General features: G+C 66.9%; 16 protein-coding genes. 11 read left to right on the top strand and 5 right to left on the bottom strand.

Features of this window, described 5'->3' with window-relative positions:
- Positions 1 to 8: 8 nt before the first annotated feature.
- A complete protein-coding gene (locus tag FHU31_RS06130; RefSeq protein ID WP_167156753.1) occupies positions 9 to 494 on the top strand; it encodes a TspO/MBR family protein in 486 nt (161 codons plus the stop codon).
- 19 nt (positions 495 to 513) lie between these two features.
- Here the strand turns inward: FHU31_RS06130 and FHU31_RS06125 are convergent, their stop codons facing one another.
- Complete coding sequence (locus FHU31_RS06125; RefSeq protein WP_263988000.1) at positions 514 to 2034, bottom strand: DUF7937 domain-containing protein; 1521 nt, start codon at positions 2032 to 2034, stop codon at positions 514 to 516.
- A gap of 119 nt (positions 2035 to 2153) precedes the next feature.
- Between FHU31_RS06125 and FHU31_RS06120 the strand changes: the two genes are divergently transcribed.
- Both FHU31_RS06120 and FHU31_RS06115 read left to right on the top strand, forming a co-directional pair.
- Positions 2154 to 3938: a DUF7159 family protein gene (locus FHU31_RS06120; RefSeq protein ID WP_167156751.1), complete on the top strand. Its 1785-nt coding sequence runs from the start codon at positions 2154 to 2156 to the stop codon at positions 3936 to 3938.
- Between the two features lie 167 nt (positions 3939 to 4105).
- Entirely contained in the window at positions 4106 to 4894 is a 789-nt protein-coding gene (locus tag FHU31_RS06115) for a cutinase family protein (RefSeq protein ID WP_167156749.1), read from the top strand.
- A gap of 58 nt (positions 4895 to 4952) precedes the next feature.
- Here the strand turns inward: FHU31_RS06115 and FHU31_RS06110 are convergent, their stop codons facing one another.
- Positions 4953 to 5633: an IF2 family translation initiation factor gene (locus FHU31_RS06110; protein WP_167156747.1), complete on the bottom strand. Its 681-nt coding sequence runs from the start codon at positions 5631 to 5633 to the stop codon at positions 4953 to 4955.
- A gap of 25 nt (positions 5634 to 5658) precedes the next feature.
- Positions 5659 to 6216 carry a CsbD family protein gene (locus tag FHU31_RS06105; protein WP_167156745.1) on the bottom strand — a complete coding sequence of 186 codons (558 nt, stop codon included), beginning with the start codon at positions 6214 to 6216 and terminating at the stop codon, positions 5659 to 5661.
- A gap of 726 nt (positions 6217 to 6942) precedes the next feature.
- Here FHU31_RS06105 and FHU31_RS06100 point away from each other — a divergent pair.
- Positions 6943 to 7215, top strand: coding sequence for a hypothetical protein (locus tag FHU31_RS06100; protein WP_167156743.1), 273 nt, complete (start codon positions 6943 to 6945; stop codon positions 7213 to 7215).
- A gap of 51 nt (positions 7216 to 7266) precedes the next feature.
- Positions 7267 to 7611, top strand: coding sequence for a heme-binding protein (locus FHU31_RS06095; protein WP_167156741.1), 345 nt, complete (start codon positions 7267 to 7269; stop codon positions 7609 to 7611).
- 470 nt (positions 7612 to 8081) lie between these two features.
- Here the strand turns inward: FHU31_RS06095 and FHU31_RS06090 are convergent, their stop codons facing one another.
- Positions 8082 to 8324 (bottom strand): hypothetical protein, encoded by a 243-nt coding sequence (locus tag FHU31_RS06090; protein ID WP_167156739.1) that lies wholly within the window; start codon positions 8322 to 8324, stop codon positions 8082 to 8084.
- Here FHU31_RS06090 and FHU31_RS32005 point away from each other — a divergent pair.
- From FHU31_RS32005 to FHU31_RS06060, 6 genes are all read left to right on the top strand, one after another.
- Positions 8317 to 10095 carry an alkaline phosphatase family protein gene (locus FHU31_RS32005; RefSeq protein WP_167156737.1) on the top strand — a complete coding sequence of 593 codons (1779 nt, stop codon included), beginning with the start codon at positions 8317 to 8319 and terminating at the stop codon, positions 10093 to 10095. The genes FHU31_RS06090 and FHU31_RS32005 overlap by 8 nt on opposite strands.
- 126 nt (positions 10096 to 10221) lie before the next feature.
- Positions 10222 to 10596, top strand: coding sequence for an ArsR/SmtB family transcription factor (locus FHU31_RS06080; protein WP_167156735.1), 375 nt, complete (start codon positions 10222 to 10224; stop codon positions 10594 to 10596).
- A complete protein-coding gene (arsB, locus tag FHU31_RS06075; RefSeq protein WP_167156733.1) occupies positions 10593 to 11708 on the top strand; it encodes an ACR3 family arsenite efflux transporter in 1116 nt (371 codons plus the stop codon). The genes FHU31_RS06080 and arsB overlap by 4 nt, the downstream gene beginning before the upstream one ends.
- Positions 11705 to 12373, top strand: coding sequence for an arsenate reductase ArsC (locus FHU31_RS06070; RefSeq protein ID WP_167156732.1), 669 nt, complete (start codon positions 11705 to 11707; stop codon positions 12371 to 12373). Before arsB ends, FHU31_RS06070 begins: the two co-directional genes overlap by 4 nt.
- Positions 12370 to 12795 carry an arsenate-mycothiol transferase ArsC gene (locus FHU31_RS06065; RefSeq protein WP_167156730.1) on the top strand — a complete coding sequence of 142 codons (426 nt, stop codon included), beginning with the start codon at positions 12370 to 12372 and terminating at the stop codon, positions 12793 to 12795. The genes FHU31_RS06070 and FHU31_RS06065 overlap by 4 nt, the downstream gene beginning before the upstream one ends.
- A gap of 84 nt (positions 12796 to 12879) precedes the next feature.
- Positions 12880 to 14304 carry an FAD-dependent oxidoreductase gene (locus FHU31_RS06060; RefSeq protein WP_167156728.1) on the top strand — a complete coding sequence of 475 codons (1425 nt, stop codon included), beginning with the start codon at positions 12880 to 12882 and terminating at the stop codon, positions 14302 to 14304.
- On the opposite strand, the gene FHU31_RS06055 is transcribed toward FHU31_RS06060, so the two are convergent.
- The gene (locus FHU31_RS06055) at positions 14301 to 14504 is read right to left on the bottom strand and encodes a hypothetical protein (protein ID WP_234901143.1); all 204 of its coding nucleotides are present in this window, start codon (positions 14502 to 14504) and stop codon (positions 14301 to 14303) included. The two genes, FHU31_RS06060 and FHU31_RS06055, sit on opposite strands and share 4 nt — an antisense overlap.
- Between the last annotated feature and the right edge of the window lie 118 nt (positions 14505 to 14622).

Here is a 14622-nt window from a genome sequence, read left to right as displayed (position 1 = left end):
TGGTCGGTATGGCCTTTCGTACTTTGCTTCCGTCCGCGGCCGCAGTGGCCGCCACCGCTGTGATCGGCGGGCTGGCCAGCCGGCCCGCCCAGTCGCCCTGGTACGAGCAGTTGCGCAAACCGCCCTACCAGCCACCGCGCCAAGCTTTTCCGATCGTGTGGCCGGCGCTCTACGCCGACATCGCCGTCACGTCGGCAGCGACCCTCGACGAACTGGAAGCCCGGGGCGAGACAGCACAACGCAAGGCCTACCTCGCCGCGCTGGCCACCAATCTCACGCTCAACGCGGCGTGGTCGTGGATCTTCTTCAGCCGGCGCAAGCTGGGCACGGCAGCCGTCGCCGCCGCAGCGCTCACCGCAAGCAGCGCGGACCTGACCCGACGCGCCGTGCGAGTGAACGGCGCCAAGGCGGCACCGCTGGGGCTGTACCCGGCATGGTGTGCGTTCGCGACGGTGCTGTCGACCCACATCTGGGCGCTGAACCGCCGCAGCTAGCGGTGTCCCCCGTCGCGAGTTAGTTCGGGTTCGACGGCCTGCGCTGGATCCGAAGTGCGGTGGTGGGATTCTCCAGCACGGTCGTCGGCGGTGCTTCCATCACCGTCGTCGGATCCTCCCTGCGTCGGACGATTCTCGGCACCGTGGGGGCCTGCGGCACCGGCTGGATGACGGTCGGGGGCTCGGCGGGTGCCGGCGCCGCGGTCCGTGGCTTTCCGCGGCCGCTGCGGGAGTGGAGATAGCCCGCCAACGGTCCGGTGAACAGCATCACGGCCAGCACGATCAGGCTGAGCACGCTGATGGTGACGTCGAACGTGCTGGTGATCTGCTGGGCCAGGTTGTTGCCGTAGATCGCGTCGGGGGCGGGGCCGGCATAGCGCGGCGCGAGCGCCACCCCGATCGCCACGTTCGCGACGCTGAAGACGACCAACACCCCGCCGAACGCGGCGGCTACCGTGCTGTTGGTGAGATTCCGGTGCAGCCACAACGCGATGACCGCGGTGACGAGGTTGAACACCGTCATCGCCACGCTGTCGTAGAGCGCCCGCGGCAGATCCAGCGACAACGCCACCAGATAGTCGACCACTCGCAATGTCGCGGACGCGAACGCCCAGAACGCGATGAGTGTCAGGCATTTCTGCGCGGCGCCGCGGTAGGCGCCGATGGTCGGCGGCTTGATCAGAAAGACGGCGTACAGCGTCGTCGGCGCGACGATCCCCGCCACGGCGGCCCAGGCGAGATAGCCCTCGTAACCGATCGCGGCGGTCGAAGTGTTCTGGGCGATGCCGTGGAAGGCGTCGATATCGCGCCCGACGCCGGCGATCCAGGTCAGCGTCGCGGCGACCGCCCCCGCGCTGCCGACGGCCGTCGTGGCCAGCCGTGCGGCCGCGGTCTTCTCCGTGAGCCAGCGTGAGGCGATGACGAGGGCGATCAGCGCCTCGGCGCCGTACAGCGCAGTGGTGAGGACGACCCCGACGTCGCGGCCACCGAACGTACCGTCGGTGACGAACAGATACCGCAGGCGCCAGTACAGATTGAAGGCCACTGAGAGCGTCGCCAAGGCGATCGACAGGAACCCGATGACCCGCGCCACCGCATACCAACGTCGAAAAGCGTTGTCTTCGATGGTGATCGACGTAATCGGCGGCTGCGCTGCCAGCAGTGCGCCGGCCACCCCGAGCAGCAGGCCCGGCCCGACACCCGGCGGCACCGCGCCGGTGCCGCCGTGCTGGACGGTTTGCGCCAGGTGATACCCGACGAAGGCGATGGCCAGGAGCACGTAAGGACCGGCCAGCAGCAGCCGGACCCGGCAGACCCGCCGGATCTCGGTCGGCGGACGGACGTGCGGGAGGAGAGCGGCCCCGACGGCCAGCAGCGTCACCACGACCAGCACGGCGAACAACGCCCCGCGACTGCCCGGCACCCCGAGCCCGAACTGCAGGTTCCACGGCAGCAGCAGCGCGAGCATCATCAGCGCGACCGCCAACCCGTCGCGCACTCGGTTGGCGCGGACGGGGACATGGCCGACGCGGTCGCTCACCCGCCCGATCCTTCCACGGGCGCGACCGAGACGGTATCGACTTCTGCTCGGCGGCCGGGCTGTGCGGTAGCTTGGAACGGTCGAAGCGTCGGGGTGAGCGCGAGGCGAGGAGTGGATCCGTGGACGTAGTCCTCGGGGTGGCGGTCACCGGACGAGTGGCACGACTGGCGATGATCGATTCGCCGGGGACCCAGGTGTTCGATCAGTATGCGTTCGATCTGCCCGACGGTGATTCGACCGGGGCCCTGACCGAACTCGCCGAGACCATCATCGGCACCTACCGCGAGGTCATCGATTCGGGCAACCGGCTCGCGGCGACACGCCTGTGCCTGCCCGACGCCGCCGAGGCCGAAACCCTGCGACAGACGGTGTCGAGCGCCGGAGTACAGAACGTCGAGGTGGTGACGGAAGCAGAGGCCGCCGCGGCGCTGGCCCGTAGCCAGGGCGCCGACGCGTCGCTGCTGTTGGCCGGGGACGACACGGTGTCGTTGACCGTGGTCGGCGAGAATCCGGCGTTGACCTCGACGCTGGCCTCGGTACCCATCGGCGCTGCCGGCGCCGCCGTCGCGTGCGCATCGGTGTTGGCGCAAGCGCCGGCGCACGTCCGGGTGATGCTCACCGGTCAACGCCTCGATCTGGATTCCATTGCTGCAGAACTTCATTCGATGGCACCGGTCGAGGTTCCACCCGACGCCGGTTATGCGATCGCCCGCGGCGCGGCGCAGACCGCGAACGCTTCCGGTGCGATCCCCGCGGGGGCGGCCACGCAACCCGCGCCCGCCGTCGATGCCACGCAGGCCGCGCCGGCGATGGACGCCACGCTGGCCGCCCCGATTGCGGACGCCACCCAGGCCACTCCGCTCAATTCGGCCGATACCGAGCTGGCTCCCCAGCTGGCGTATTCACAGGCCGCCGAGGAAGCCTGGCCGCAGTACCCGGACCTCGGGGAGATCCCGGACGAGGCGCTCGCCGAGTTCGTGCCCGAACAGGCGGATGAGGCGGGTTACCCGGATTCCGATTTCACGACCGCCATCCCGGCGCCGCCGCCGCGACTCATCTTGATGGGCAGCGCGGTGGGTTTCCTGGTGGTCAGCTTCGCCACCCTGGCCGTCACCGTGGCGGTCAACATCCGGCCCGCGGCCGTGGTCAGCGCGCAACCGCCGCCCACCCAATCGGACACCGTTCCCGGACGGTATCTCCCGCCCGTGCCTCATGAGCCCGACCCGGTGGCCCTGCCGGTCAGCGTGCTGACCCCGCCCCCGGCGGCACCCGCCGCCCCGGTGCGGTCCAGAAGTGTGAGTCCGCCCGCGCAGGCGCCGGTACCGCAGGCGCCTGCGCCGGCGGAAGCGCCGCCGGCACCGCCGGCGGTCGGCGTCCCGGCGATCCCGATTCCCGTTCCGCCGGTCGTCGTGTTCCCGCCCTTCAATCCGTGGACTCCGCCCACGGTCACGTCGACCGTCACCACCACGCCGACGACCACCACCACACCGACCACCACCACGCCGACCACGACACCTTCGACGTCGACGACGACTTCGACGTCGACCACGACCACGACCACGACGAGTTCGCCTCCGACGAGCACGTCCAGCTCGCCACCACCGACGTCGTCCTCGGAACCCCCGATCGAGCCGGTCACCCCGGTGACCCCGGTCCAGCCGGTGACGCCAGTTCAGCCGGTCACCCCGGTAGAGCCGGTGACCCCGACGGCCCCGGCTTACACGGCACCGAGCCAGGCTCCGGCGCAGGCACCGGAACCTGCACCCGTCACGACGGTCGAGGCCCCGCCCGTCACGAAGGCCCCCTCGGGCGGTGAGTCCACGTCAAGCGGTTCCAGCGGCCGGTCCGGAGGGAGCGGACACTCCGGCCAAGCTCCGGTGACCACGGTGTCGGAGAGCCCGTAGCCAACGCTCGCCGGAGCGCAGACCATCCCCCGCTGCCGACCTTTCCGCCGGTGAGATAGATCACTTGACAACATTGGAATCGCAGCTCACGGGTCCCGACTTATAGCAGGCAGTTGCCACCTCTACACAGAAGCGATGGCAGAGCTTTCAGAACGGGGACCCATCTCATGAGCTCATCACTGCCGGCCCGCACAGCGGCCGTCACCGCACGGGTGGCGAAATCGACGTTGTTCACCACTCTGGCGCTGGCGGCGATCGCGGTGGGCCTGTTCGCCGGTCCCGCCGCGACCGCCAACGCCGCTGACGACTCCTGCGCGGCCGTCGAGGTGGTGTTCGCACGCGGTACCTTCGAAGGTCCCGGTGTCGGCGCCACCGGCCAGGCGTTCGTCGACGCACTGAATGCACGGCTGCCCGGCAAGACCGTCGATGTGTACGGGGTGAACTACCCGGCCTCGCTGGACTTCGGACAAGCCGTCGACGGAGTGGCCGACGCCGCCAACCGGGTCCAGGCGATCGCCGCACAGTGCCCGTCGACCAAGATCGTGCTCGGCGGCTACTCGCAGGGCGCCGCGGTGGCCGGCTACACCACGTCGAGCACCGTGCCGGCCGGGTATGCACTGCCGGCAAGCATCTCCGGACCGATGCCCGCGTCCGTCGCCTCACACGTGTCGGCCGTCGTCCTGTTCGGTACACCCGACAGCTGGTTCCTGAACCTGGCCGACCGCAGCGCTCCCCCCATCGCGATCGGCGACCTGTATGCAGGCAAGACCATCCAACTGTGCGCCACCGGTGACCCGATCTGCTTCCCCGGAGGCCTGGACCGCTCCGCGCACAGCTCGTACAAGTCCAATGGGATGGCCGACCAGGCAGCCGATTTCGTGGTGGGCCGGTTGGGTCTGCCCGCTCCGGCGGCGACCGTGGTGCAGGCTGCGGCCGAAGTGGTGCCGGGGAACTGAAAACCACAACCCTACGGCCGGAAGCCAGTTGGCTTCCGGCCGTAGGTTTTTCATGGAGCTACGCGTTATTGTTCGCGCGTTCGGGCTGGCGCTTCTTCTTTTCGATATCCGCGAGTTGCTCTATCCGGTCGGCCTGAACGCGTTTGGCCGCTGCATCGCGCCGCTTCTCCTCTGCATCGCCGAGCTTGGCTTTGGCAGCGGCGTCGGACCGCTCCTCGGATGCGCGAATCTCGTCCTGGTGCGCACGTTTGGCGGACTCGATCGTGTTCGTCTGCCGGGCGGCATCCTCGTTGACCCGCTTCTTCGCCTCAGCAGCGCGCTTGTCGGCGTCCTCCTCGGCTGTACGTGAGCGTTCCGCCGCCGCAGATTTGGCGTCCTCGACGGCACGTTCCTTGGATTCCCGGGCCTGTCCGATATCGCCGATCACCTTGTTGTGCGTGGCTTCGAGCTCTTCTTCGGCGTGATCGCGTTTGCGCGTCGCAGCGTTCTCCAACCTGGTCGCACGCGACAGCGCGTCGCTGCGTTCGGCGAGCGCAGCGCCACGACGCTGCAGGTCCTTATCCCTGAGCACACCCCCGACGGCAGCGTCGAGCAGACCAAAGGAGCGCTCATATCGCAGTCGGGTGGGCGCGTCGGAATCCATCCGCGCGAAGAACCTGTCCTCGGCGACCTGAAGCGGAAGTCGAGCGACCCGGTATTGGAAGCGCAGGACTGCGAGTGGGATTGACGTGATGCTCATGGAGACTCCTTGTTTCTTTCGTTGCTCAGGGCAGGTCGGCTTCGGCGGTCACACGGTCAGCGCGTTCCCTGATGCGCTGCGCTTGGGCCTGGGCGCCGGCGGTGACGTGCTCGGCGGTACGGTGCTCGTCGATGGCGTCGGACAGTTCCCCGCTCGCCGCCTGAATATTCGCGCGCTCTTCGACTTTCGCCTGGGATGCCTCATGCTGCGCGCCGGCTTCGGCCTGGGCCTTCGCCCTGGCCGCGTCCTGCTGGCCGGCCCGCTCCACAGCCTGCCTCCGCGCGGCGTGTTGCGCGCGGACATCGCTCTCGACGACCGCCGCTTCGGCGTTCACGTCAGCACGCGCATGGGCGCCCTCGATCTTGGCCTCGGCTGCTTCCTTACCGGCTTGGCTGGCCTCGGCGTCGGCCACGGCCTCGACACTGTTGGCTTCCTTGCGCTCCTGGGCCTGGGTCTGCTCGAGTTGACCCTCCGCGGTCAGGGATTCGTTGCCGGTGACAGCGCCGAACACTTCCTTCGCCTTGCCCTTGACCGAGTCGATCAAACCCTTTCGGGCCTGGTCCGCCTTGTTGTGCTCACTCATATGCTTCTCCTGTCGATGATCGGTGAAAATGCTTGATGCGCCGAGAATCTCCCGTGCCCAGTGACGAGATGGCCGGCTGGTGACGAACCTGACGGTTCATACGCGACACAGCGGGTAGGCGCCCCTTGGTGAGGGATACACCGTCTAGCCCCAACTGAAACCCTTTTCGGCTGTGGGAGACAGATGTCATACGACGCCGCCGGGCCAGCCGATCCGTTCGCCCGTGAGCACGCCGGCCGACCGCGTCCGCACTCACCGCCTCAGCGCATGGTGGCGAGGTTGTTCCAGAAGCTCGTCACGCTGTCGGCGCCGCCGAACAGTGTGGTGAAGTGCGTCGAGTCGACAGGACGATGTCACCGGCCCAGCAGCCGCAGCGCGTCACTCTCTGGAGCGGTCGACGCGTAGTGCGGCAGGTGCGGGTGGACGTTGAAGGTGGGGTGCAACACGCACACGAGATCAACATTCGGATCTGCGTGGTGGCCATTCGCGACATGGCAGCCCGGAATGTGGTGATCACCGTCTGTCGCAACAATTTTCGTTGACAACGAAAGATATTTGATGAGAACCGCTAACCATATTTCGATACTTCGTAGTCGGAAATATCGACCGGAAAATGCGAATTCGTGTCCGGGTACGCCCTACCGGATTACTCTCCAGCGATACCGACTCAGGCGCGGCGTCCAGGAATACGCGCGGTGGGCCGCGTAACCCACCGAGGGGGTCATCATGCGACCACAAATACGCTGCATCGCTCTGGGGCTCATGCCCCTGATACTCATGACCGTCGGCGGTATCGCCGCGCCGTCGGCATCGGCCGACTGTACGAATGCCGGCTACGCCACCGTGTGCGCACAGGGCGAGGTGCGCGGCGGTGGCCCGACCCCGCCGTCAGTCGTCTACCCCTCCTATTGCGCAGACCCGTGGTACTGCGATGACGATTGGAACGTGGACGTGATCTGGGACCCGGGCCGTCCCGGCGGCATCGGACCGCGTCGCTGAGCAATACCTACCCCGTGCCGTGACCCTTTCCATCGACGAGGAGCCTCACACATGTTGATTCGAAACCTGATTGGCGCCGGTGTGATTGCCGGGACGATGATTGCCGGCACCTCGGCAACCGCAGCCGCCGATCCGCCGAACTGCACCGCCGCAGACCTTGCCGGCGTGATGTCCGGCGTCTCGGCGGCAACATCGACCTACCTGTTCACCCACCCGGATGTGAACGCCTTCTTCACCGGACTCAAAGGCCAGACGAGGGACGAGATGCACACCTCGATCAAGGCCTACTTCGACGCGAATCCCCAAGTGAGCGACGAACTCAAGGCCGTCAGGCAACCCGCGGCCGATTTCCGGGACCGCTGTAACGCACCGATGCCCGATATGCCCATGGGCTAAATGTCCAGACGTGCAACCCGTTTGTGTCTCCCTACGGGCCGTCACAACGGCGAAGTCAGATGACACAGATAATCCGACGAATACTCACAGCATTCTCGCAGCCAGGGGTTGTTTTGCAGACGCCAACTCTTCCTAGGGTGACGGTTACCGCCCACGGCGGGCGGGCGAAGGGGATCGGACATGGGTAGCTCACGCTTCATAGGCCGAGTGGGTGCGCTGGCGATGTTTCTCGGCGTCGGCGTATCGCTGACCACCGCACACGGGATCGCGTACGCCGAACCGTCCCCGACCACCGCCTCGACGACCGTGGCAACCCCAAGCAGTGGCGATCAGCCTGCCGCGGGCGGCACTGATCTCCACAAGCGTGCCCCGAAGCACAAGCAAGACCCGTCGGCCGCTACGCCAACGACGGCAGCCGATGCCTCGCCGCTGTCGGATGCTGCAGTCCAGAAAGAAACGCGAAAGCCTCGTCACAATGTCGACGAAAGCACCCACCACGGCGGCGGCACACCACACACCGCACTGACGCCGCCTTCGCCTTCGACTTCGAAAGCGACGCCGAAGGCGGCCGAGGAACCGCCCGGTGCGGCAAGAAAAGTCCCTTCGCCGAAACCAAGCACCACGGCAGCCGCTGCGGCCACCCGCCTGTCCGAACAGCCGGCAGCGTCAGCGGCGGTCGCCCCGGCGACCGCTACCCGAACGGCCGTGGCCACCGCCCCCAATGTGCTGGGGCACGTGGTCGCGGTGGCCAAGCAGCTCCTCAAAAAGGCGCTGGGCCCACTGGTGTCGACGCTGCCGTCGAACGTGCCCGCTCAATCGCCCGTGCTGTGGACGGTACTGGCCTGGGTCCGTAAGGAGATCGAGACGAATCTCTTTCCCGCCCATGTGGTTTCCCCGTGGTCGGTCACCAGCCCCAACCTGCTGGTCAACGGCAGTGCAGAACTCGCCGACCCGTCGCTGACCGGCAACAGCTCGGTGACCATCCCCGGCTGGACCGTGACCGGTACCCCGACCGTCATCAGATACGGCACAGCGCGTGTCATCCCGCTGGGTCTGTCCATCCCAGGCCCGACGTTGCCTGCCGTCTTCAACTTCCCCAACGATCGACCCGTCAGCGGAGACACGCAGTTCATCGGAGGGGGCAACGTCGCCACCTCGACGCTGTCGCAGACGGTCGATCTGACCGGTGCGGCGTCAACCATCGACGGCGGCTCAACCCCGTACAAGCTCAGCGGATGGCTCGGCGGCGCGTCGATCGATCCGTCGGCAGCCTCGATCACCGTCCGCTTTCTGGACGGCAACGGCGCTCAGTTGGGAGTCGGGAAGATCGGCCCCGTCACCGCCTTGGACCGCTGGTTTCAGACCGGACTGCTCGAACGGAGCACTTCGGCCGTCATTCCGGTCGGCACCCGCTCGGCGCAGGTGGTCGTGACCCTCAGGGATTCAAACCCCGCGACCCTCGGCTACAACAACGCATTCGCCGACGACCTCGCCTTCACGGTGGGCGCGGCACTACCCGCACCGCCGCCACCCGCCCCGCCGGCATCGACGGTCGGCCAGCTCGACCATGTCTTCATGGTCTACATGGAGAACAAGGGCTATGGGGACATCGTCGGCAGCCCCAACGCGCCCTACCTCAACAGCCTTGTCAACGCGTACGGCGTCGAGACCAACTACTACGCGCTGACCCATCCGAGCGACCCCAACTACTATCCGCTTCTCGGTGGTTCCGACTTCGGTTACAGCTTCAACTGCGCGACCAATTGCATCGACGCTCGCAACCTCGCCGACAACATCGAAGCGGCCGGCAAGACGTGGGCGGGATACGCCCAAGGCATGTCCGCGGCGGGACCCTACACCGCGACCGGCGACTACGCGCCCGACCAACTGCCCTTCCTGGCCTACCGCGACATCTACAACGACCCGGCCCGCGCCGCCGCGCACCTGTTTCCACTCACCCAACTGGCGACGGATCTCTCGTCATCTTCCACCGCACCCAACTTCGCCTGGTTCGCGGCAAACGAGGCGAACAACATGGAAGGGCCCATCGCCTCGCTCACGGGTGTCCTCAACTACATCGGAGGTCTGTTCACCAACCACCAGTACAACGTGAAGGCGGGTGATCAGTTCCTGCAGAACACCGTCCCCGCCATCCTGAACTCTGCGGTGTGGAACGACCCCGCGCAAAAGAGCGCCCTCTTCATCACCTTCGACGAGGACACCGACAACATCTCGCTGGGCTTCGGCAACGGCGGAAATCACGTCCTCACCATCGCGATCCCCTCGCCGGGTGCGATCAGCGCCGGGATGCGTTCAGGACCGTTCACCGACGACAGCTACGCCAACCACTACAGCCTGCTGCGCACCATCGAGGACGCACTCGGGCTACCGTCCCTGACCGACAACGACACCTACGCCCAACCCCTGAACGGCCTCTGGACGACATCGCCGACGAACCCTGGCACCACACCCGTCATTCTCTGAGGACACCACGAGAGATACCCACCGACCCCATCTACATCACGCCAGTCGTCGGTGGCTGACCTCGTTCGCCGACTGTTCACTCACTACCGCCTTGCGAGTCATATCGATAACTGTCAATATCGATGTATGTCGAATCAATGGGATGCGGTGACCGACGCGGACGCGTGTTGCGCACCGGGAGCACTACTGCGAGAACCACTGTCGGCAGCTGACGCCGCCGATATGGCGGTCAAGCTCAAGGCGCTCGCCGACCCCGTTCGGCTGCAACTGTTCTCGACGATCGCCAGCCGCGAAGGCGGCGAGGCCTGCGTCTGCGATATCTCCGACGGGGTCGAGGTATCGCAGCCCACCGTGTCCCATCACCTCAAGGTCCTGCGCGACGCCGGCCTGCTCACCTCGCAGCGCCGCGCGTCCTGGGTCTACTACGCCGTCGTCCCGCAAGCACTGGCCAGCCTCGCCGTCCTACTGGGCGCCGATACTCGAACGGAAGTCCCCGCATGACCGACACCACCAGCACTGCCCCGGCAGTCGTGGGCAAGCTGTCCACCCTGGACCGGTTCCTGCCGGTGTGGATCGGCGCCGCGATGGTCGCCGGCCTGCTACTGGGCCGGTGGATTCCGGGCCTGAACACTGCGCTGGAAAAGGTTCAGATCGACGGGATTTCGCTGCCGATCGCACTGGGCCTGTTGATCATGATGTACCCGGTGCTGGCCAAGGTCCGCTACGACCGCCTCGACACCGTCACCGGCGATCGCAAACTGCTGGTGTCCTCGCTGCTCCTGAACTGGGTACTCGGCCCGGCACTGATGTTCGCCCTGGCCTGGCTGCTGCTCCCGGACCTGCCCGAGTACCGCACCGGACTGATCATCGTCGGGCTGGCCCGCTGCATCGCGATGGTGATCATCTGGAACGACCTGGCCTGCGGGGACCGCGAAGCGGCCGCCGTCCTGGTCGCGCTGAACTCGATCTTCCAGGTCGTCATGTTCGCGGTGCTGGGCTGGTTCTACCTGTCGGTGCTGCCGGGCTGGCTCGGCCTGGCGCAGACCACCATCACCACCTCGCCCTGGCAGATCGCGAAATCGGTGATCATCTTCCTGGGAATCCCCCTGGCCGCCGGCTATCTGTCGCGGCGCCTGGGCGAGAAGGCCAAGGGCCGCGACTGGTACGAATCGACGTTCATCCCCCGGATCGGACCGTGGGCGCTGTACGGCCTGCTGTTCACCATCGTGATCCTGTTCGCGCTGCAGGGTGAGCAGATCACCAGCCGCCCACTGGATGTCGTGCGCATCGCGCTGCCCCTGCTGGCCTACTTCGCGATCATGTGGGGCGGCGGGTATCTGCTGGGCTCGCTGCTCGACCTCGGCTATGAACGCACCACCACCCTGGCCTTCACTGCGGCGGGCAACAACTTCGAACTCGCCATCGCCGTGGCGATCGCCACCTACGGCGCCACCTCGGGCCAAGCCCTGGCCGGCGTCGTCGGGCCGCTGATCGAGGTACCGGTCCTGGTCGCGCTGGTCTATGTCTCCCTCGCGCTGCGAAAGCGGTTCCACCACCACACTTCGCAGCACCTTCCCACCGACGAGGCGACGAGAACGGAACCCACCTCATGACCGAGACACCCGTCACCCACGCACTGCGCTCAGACCTGTCCATCGACCAGAAGCTCGCCCTCAAAACAGCGGCGACACGGCTGCGGACCGAATTCGAGGACACGTTCGGGGTGGCGACCATCGAACGGTTCCTGCACACCTCCTATGACCAATTCGCCGGTCGGGCCACCATTCCCAACTTCCTTCCGCTGCTGGCCGAACGGTTCGCCCGCCAACGCCTGCACGCCCTGGCCCGCGTGGAAGGCAAGATCGTCGACGGAAAACCCACCGTGCTGTTCCTGTGCACCCACAACGCTGGACGCTCCCAGATGGCACTGGGCTACTTCACCCACCTGGCCGGCGACCGCGCGGTCGCCTGGTCGGGCGGCTCCGAACCCGGCACCGAGATCAACCCCGCGGCCATCGCCGCGATGGCCGAAGTCGGCATCGACATCACCGGCGAGTACCCCAAACCGTGGACCGACGAAATCGTCCAAGCCGCCGACGTCGTCATCACGATGGGCTGCGGAGACGCCTGCCCGGTGTTCCCCGGAAAGCGCTACGAGAACTGGCAATTACCCGATCCGGCCGGACAGGGACTCGATGCGGTGCGCCCGATCCGCGATGACATCGAAGAACGTGTGCGCCGGCTGCTCGCCGACCTCAACGTCACCCTCACGCAATGACCGACACCCCCAAGGTGCTGTTCGTCTGCGTCAGCAACAACGGAAAATCCGTGATGGCCCAGGCTCTCCTGCGTCACACCGCCGGCGAACGGATCACGACCACCTCAGCAGGCACCAAAGCCAAAACCGGCGTCAACGCGCAATCCGTCGAGGCGCTCGCCGAACTGGGCATCGACATCAGCGGCCACACCGCAACCCAGTTGACCGACGACCTCGTCGCCGCCGCGGACCTGGTCGTGGTCCTCGGCGCCCAGGCGCACGTCGACCCGGTCGCCGACACCCCGATCGAAACCTGGGAGACCGACGAGCCGTCGTTGCGCGGTATCGAGGGCATGGAGCGGATGCGGTTGATCCGCGACGATATCGCCGCCCGCGTCGCCGAACTCGACACTCGCTTGACCGGACACGTCACCGCTCAATAGCACTGTTCCACAAACACTTTCACGTCGCGCCACCTGGCACGGCGCGATGCCCCCTGCCCACCTGACATCGTCAAGGAGTCCCTGATGGCACCTCGTCACATCATCGCGATCGGCGGCAGCGATGCCGGAATCTCGGCAGCCCTGCGCATCCGCGAACTTGACCCGGTAACCGAGGTCACCGTCGTCGTGGCCGATGCCTACCCGAACTTCTCCATCTGCGGCATCCCCTATTACGTCTCCGGAGAGGTCACCCATTGGACCAACCTGGCGCATCGCACCGCCGCAGACCTGGCCGCCACCGGCATGCGGGTACTCACCGACACCACCGCCACCAAGATCAACGTTGTCGACCACACCCTGGACGTGCTCGACAACGCCGGTGCGCCCAGGCAATTGAGCTATGACGCGCTGGTCGTCGGGACCGGCGCGGTGTCCGCTCGCCCACCCATCACCGGACTCACCGGGCCTGGCGCGCTCGGACCTACCGACGGAGTGCACCTGCTGCACTCCATGGGCGACACCTTCGCGGTGATGGAGTCCCTGGCCCGCCGCGACCCCAAAACCGCGGTCATCATCGGCGCCGGATACATCGGCCTGGAGATGGCCGAAGCACTCACCACCCGCGGGATCGCCGTCACCCAAATCGAAGCTCTGCCGGAGGTGCTGCCCACCGTCGACCCCGAATTGGGTGCGGTGGTGCACGCCGAGTTGACCCGTAACGGTGTCGAGGTGCTCACGAACACCACCGTCGATGCGATCGGCCGTTCGGAGGCCGGCGCTCTGACCGTCGGCGCCACCCACGGCGGGCAGAGCCTCTCTCGGACTGTTGATTTCGTGCTCGTGGTGGTCGGTGTCAAACCGGATGTCGAGTTGGCCGCCGACGCGGGCGCCGAACTGGGTGTCAAGGGTGCGATCGTCGTCGACGATGCGATGCGCACCACTCTGCCCGACGTGTTCGCCGCAGGTGACTGCGTGCACACCCACCACCGTCTTCTCGGTCTGACCTGGTTGCCGTTGGGCACCACCGCCCACAAGCAGGGCCGGGTGGCCGGCGAGAACGCCCTCGGCGGTGCTGCCCGCTACGCCGGGAGCCTGGGAACCCAGGTGGTCAAGGTGTTTGATCTGGTGGCCGCGCGCACCGGGTTACGCGAGCACGAAGCCCTGGCCGCCGGGCGCGGCTGGACACCCGTCAGCACCACCGCCACCCCCGATGATCACAAGGCCTACTACCCGGGAGCGACACCCATCAACATCCGGATCACCGGTGACGCTGCCAGCGGACAGCTGCTGGGTGCCCAGCTGGTCGGGCACCGCAGCGCCGAGGTATCCAAACGCGTCGATACTTACGCCACCGCGCTCTTCCACACGATGACGGTCACGGCGATGAGCGAGCTCGACTTGTCCTACACCCCGCCGCTGGGATCTCCGTGGGATGCCACGCAAATGGCCGCTCAGGCGTGGGTGCGCGAACACCGCCTCGCCGCGGAACGCGACCGGATCACCGTCTAGTTCCGCAACGCCGTCTCACCGTTGGTGGTCGCACCGTGCTGCGGCGCAGTTGCCACGGCGATGGCAGCCGCGACCGCGGCTGCCAGACCGAGGACCACGAACATCGCGGCGTAGCCGTGCAGCCAACGGGCCAGCGCGGCCAGCGCGGCCAGCGAGGTGAACACGGCGAGCAGGGCGGTGGTGAGGGCCACGGCGGCCATGATGACGACGCCACACCGACTCGTGCGACCAGCGATGTAGAGGTCACAGGAACGACAGATCCGGCCGGGACCCGGTCAGCACCACCGCCAATCCGTGACAACTCCGCCCCCACAAACG

The organism is Mycolicibacterium fluoranthenivorans (assembly GCF_011758805.1).
GTDB classification, from domain to species: domain Bacteria; phylum Actinomycetota; class Actinomycetes; order Mycobacteriales; family Mycobacteriaceae; genus Mycobacterium; species Mycobacterium fluoranthenivorans.
Note: the sequence above shows the minus strand (reverse complement) of the source record. Positions and strands in the feature narration are given on the sequence as shown.

Excerpts from the sequence above, each read along its gene's own strand:
- FHU31_RS06100 (WP_167156743.1), top strand. The coding sequence starts at position 6,943 with ATGCGACCACAAATACGCTGCATCGCTCTGGGGCTCATGCCCCTGATA.
- FHU31_RS06115 (WP_167156749.1), top strand. The coding sequence starts at position 4,106 with ATGAGCTCATCACTGCCGGCCCGCACAGCGGCCGTCACCGCACGGGTG.
- FHU31_RS06095 (WP_167156741.1), top strand. The coding sequence starts at position 7,267 with ATGTTGATTCGAAACCTGATTGGCGCCGGTGTGATTGCCGGGACGATG.
- FHU31_RS06060 (WP_167156728.1), top strand. The coding sequence starts at position 12,880 with ATGGCACCTCGTCACATCATCGCGATCGGCGGCAGCGATGCCGGAATC.
- FHU31_RS06105 (WP_167156745.1), bottom strand. The coding sequence starts at position 6,216 with ATGAGTGAGCACAACAAGGCGGACCAGGCCCGAAAGGGTTTGATCGAC.
- FHU31_RS06070 (WP_167156732.1), top strand. The coding sequence starts at position 11,705 with ATGACCGAGACACCCGTCACCCACGCACTGCGCTCAGACCTGTCCATC.
- FHU31_RS06080 (WP_167156735.1), top strand. The coding sequence starts at position 10,222 with ATGTCGAATCAATGGGATGCGGTGACCGACGCGGACGCGTGTTGCGCA.
- FHU31_RS06065 (WP_167156730.1), top strand. The coding sequence starts at position 12,370 with ATGACCGACACCCCCAAGGTGCTGTTCGTCTGCGTCAGCAACAACGGA.
- FHU31_RS06055 (WP_234901143.1), bottom strand. The coding sequence starts at position 14,504 with ATGGCCGCCGTGGCCCTCACCACCGCCCTGCTCGCCGTGTTCACCTCG.
- arsB (WP_167156733.1), top strand. The coding sequence starts at position 10,593 with ATGACCGACACCACCAGCACTGCCCCGGCAGTCGTGGGCAAGCTGTCC.
- FHU31_RS06110 (WP_167156747.1), bottom strand. The coding sequence starts at position 5,633 with ATGAGCATCACGTCAATCCCACTCGCAGTCCTGCGCTTCCAATACCGG.
- FHU31_RS06130 (WP_167156753.1), top strand. The coding sequence starts at position 9 with ATGGCCTTTCGTACTTTGCTTCCGTCCGCGGCCGCAGTGGCCGCCACC.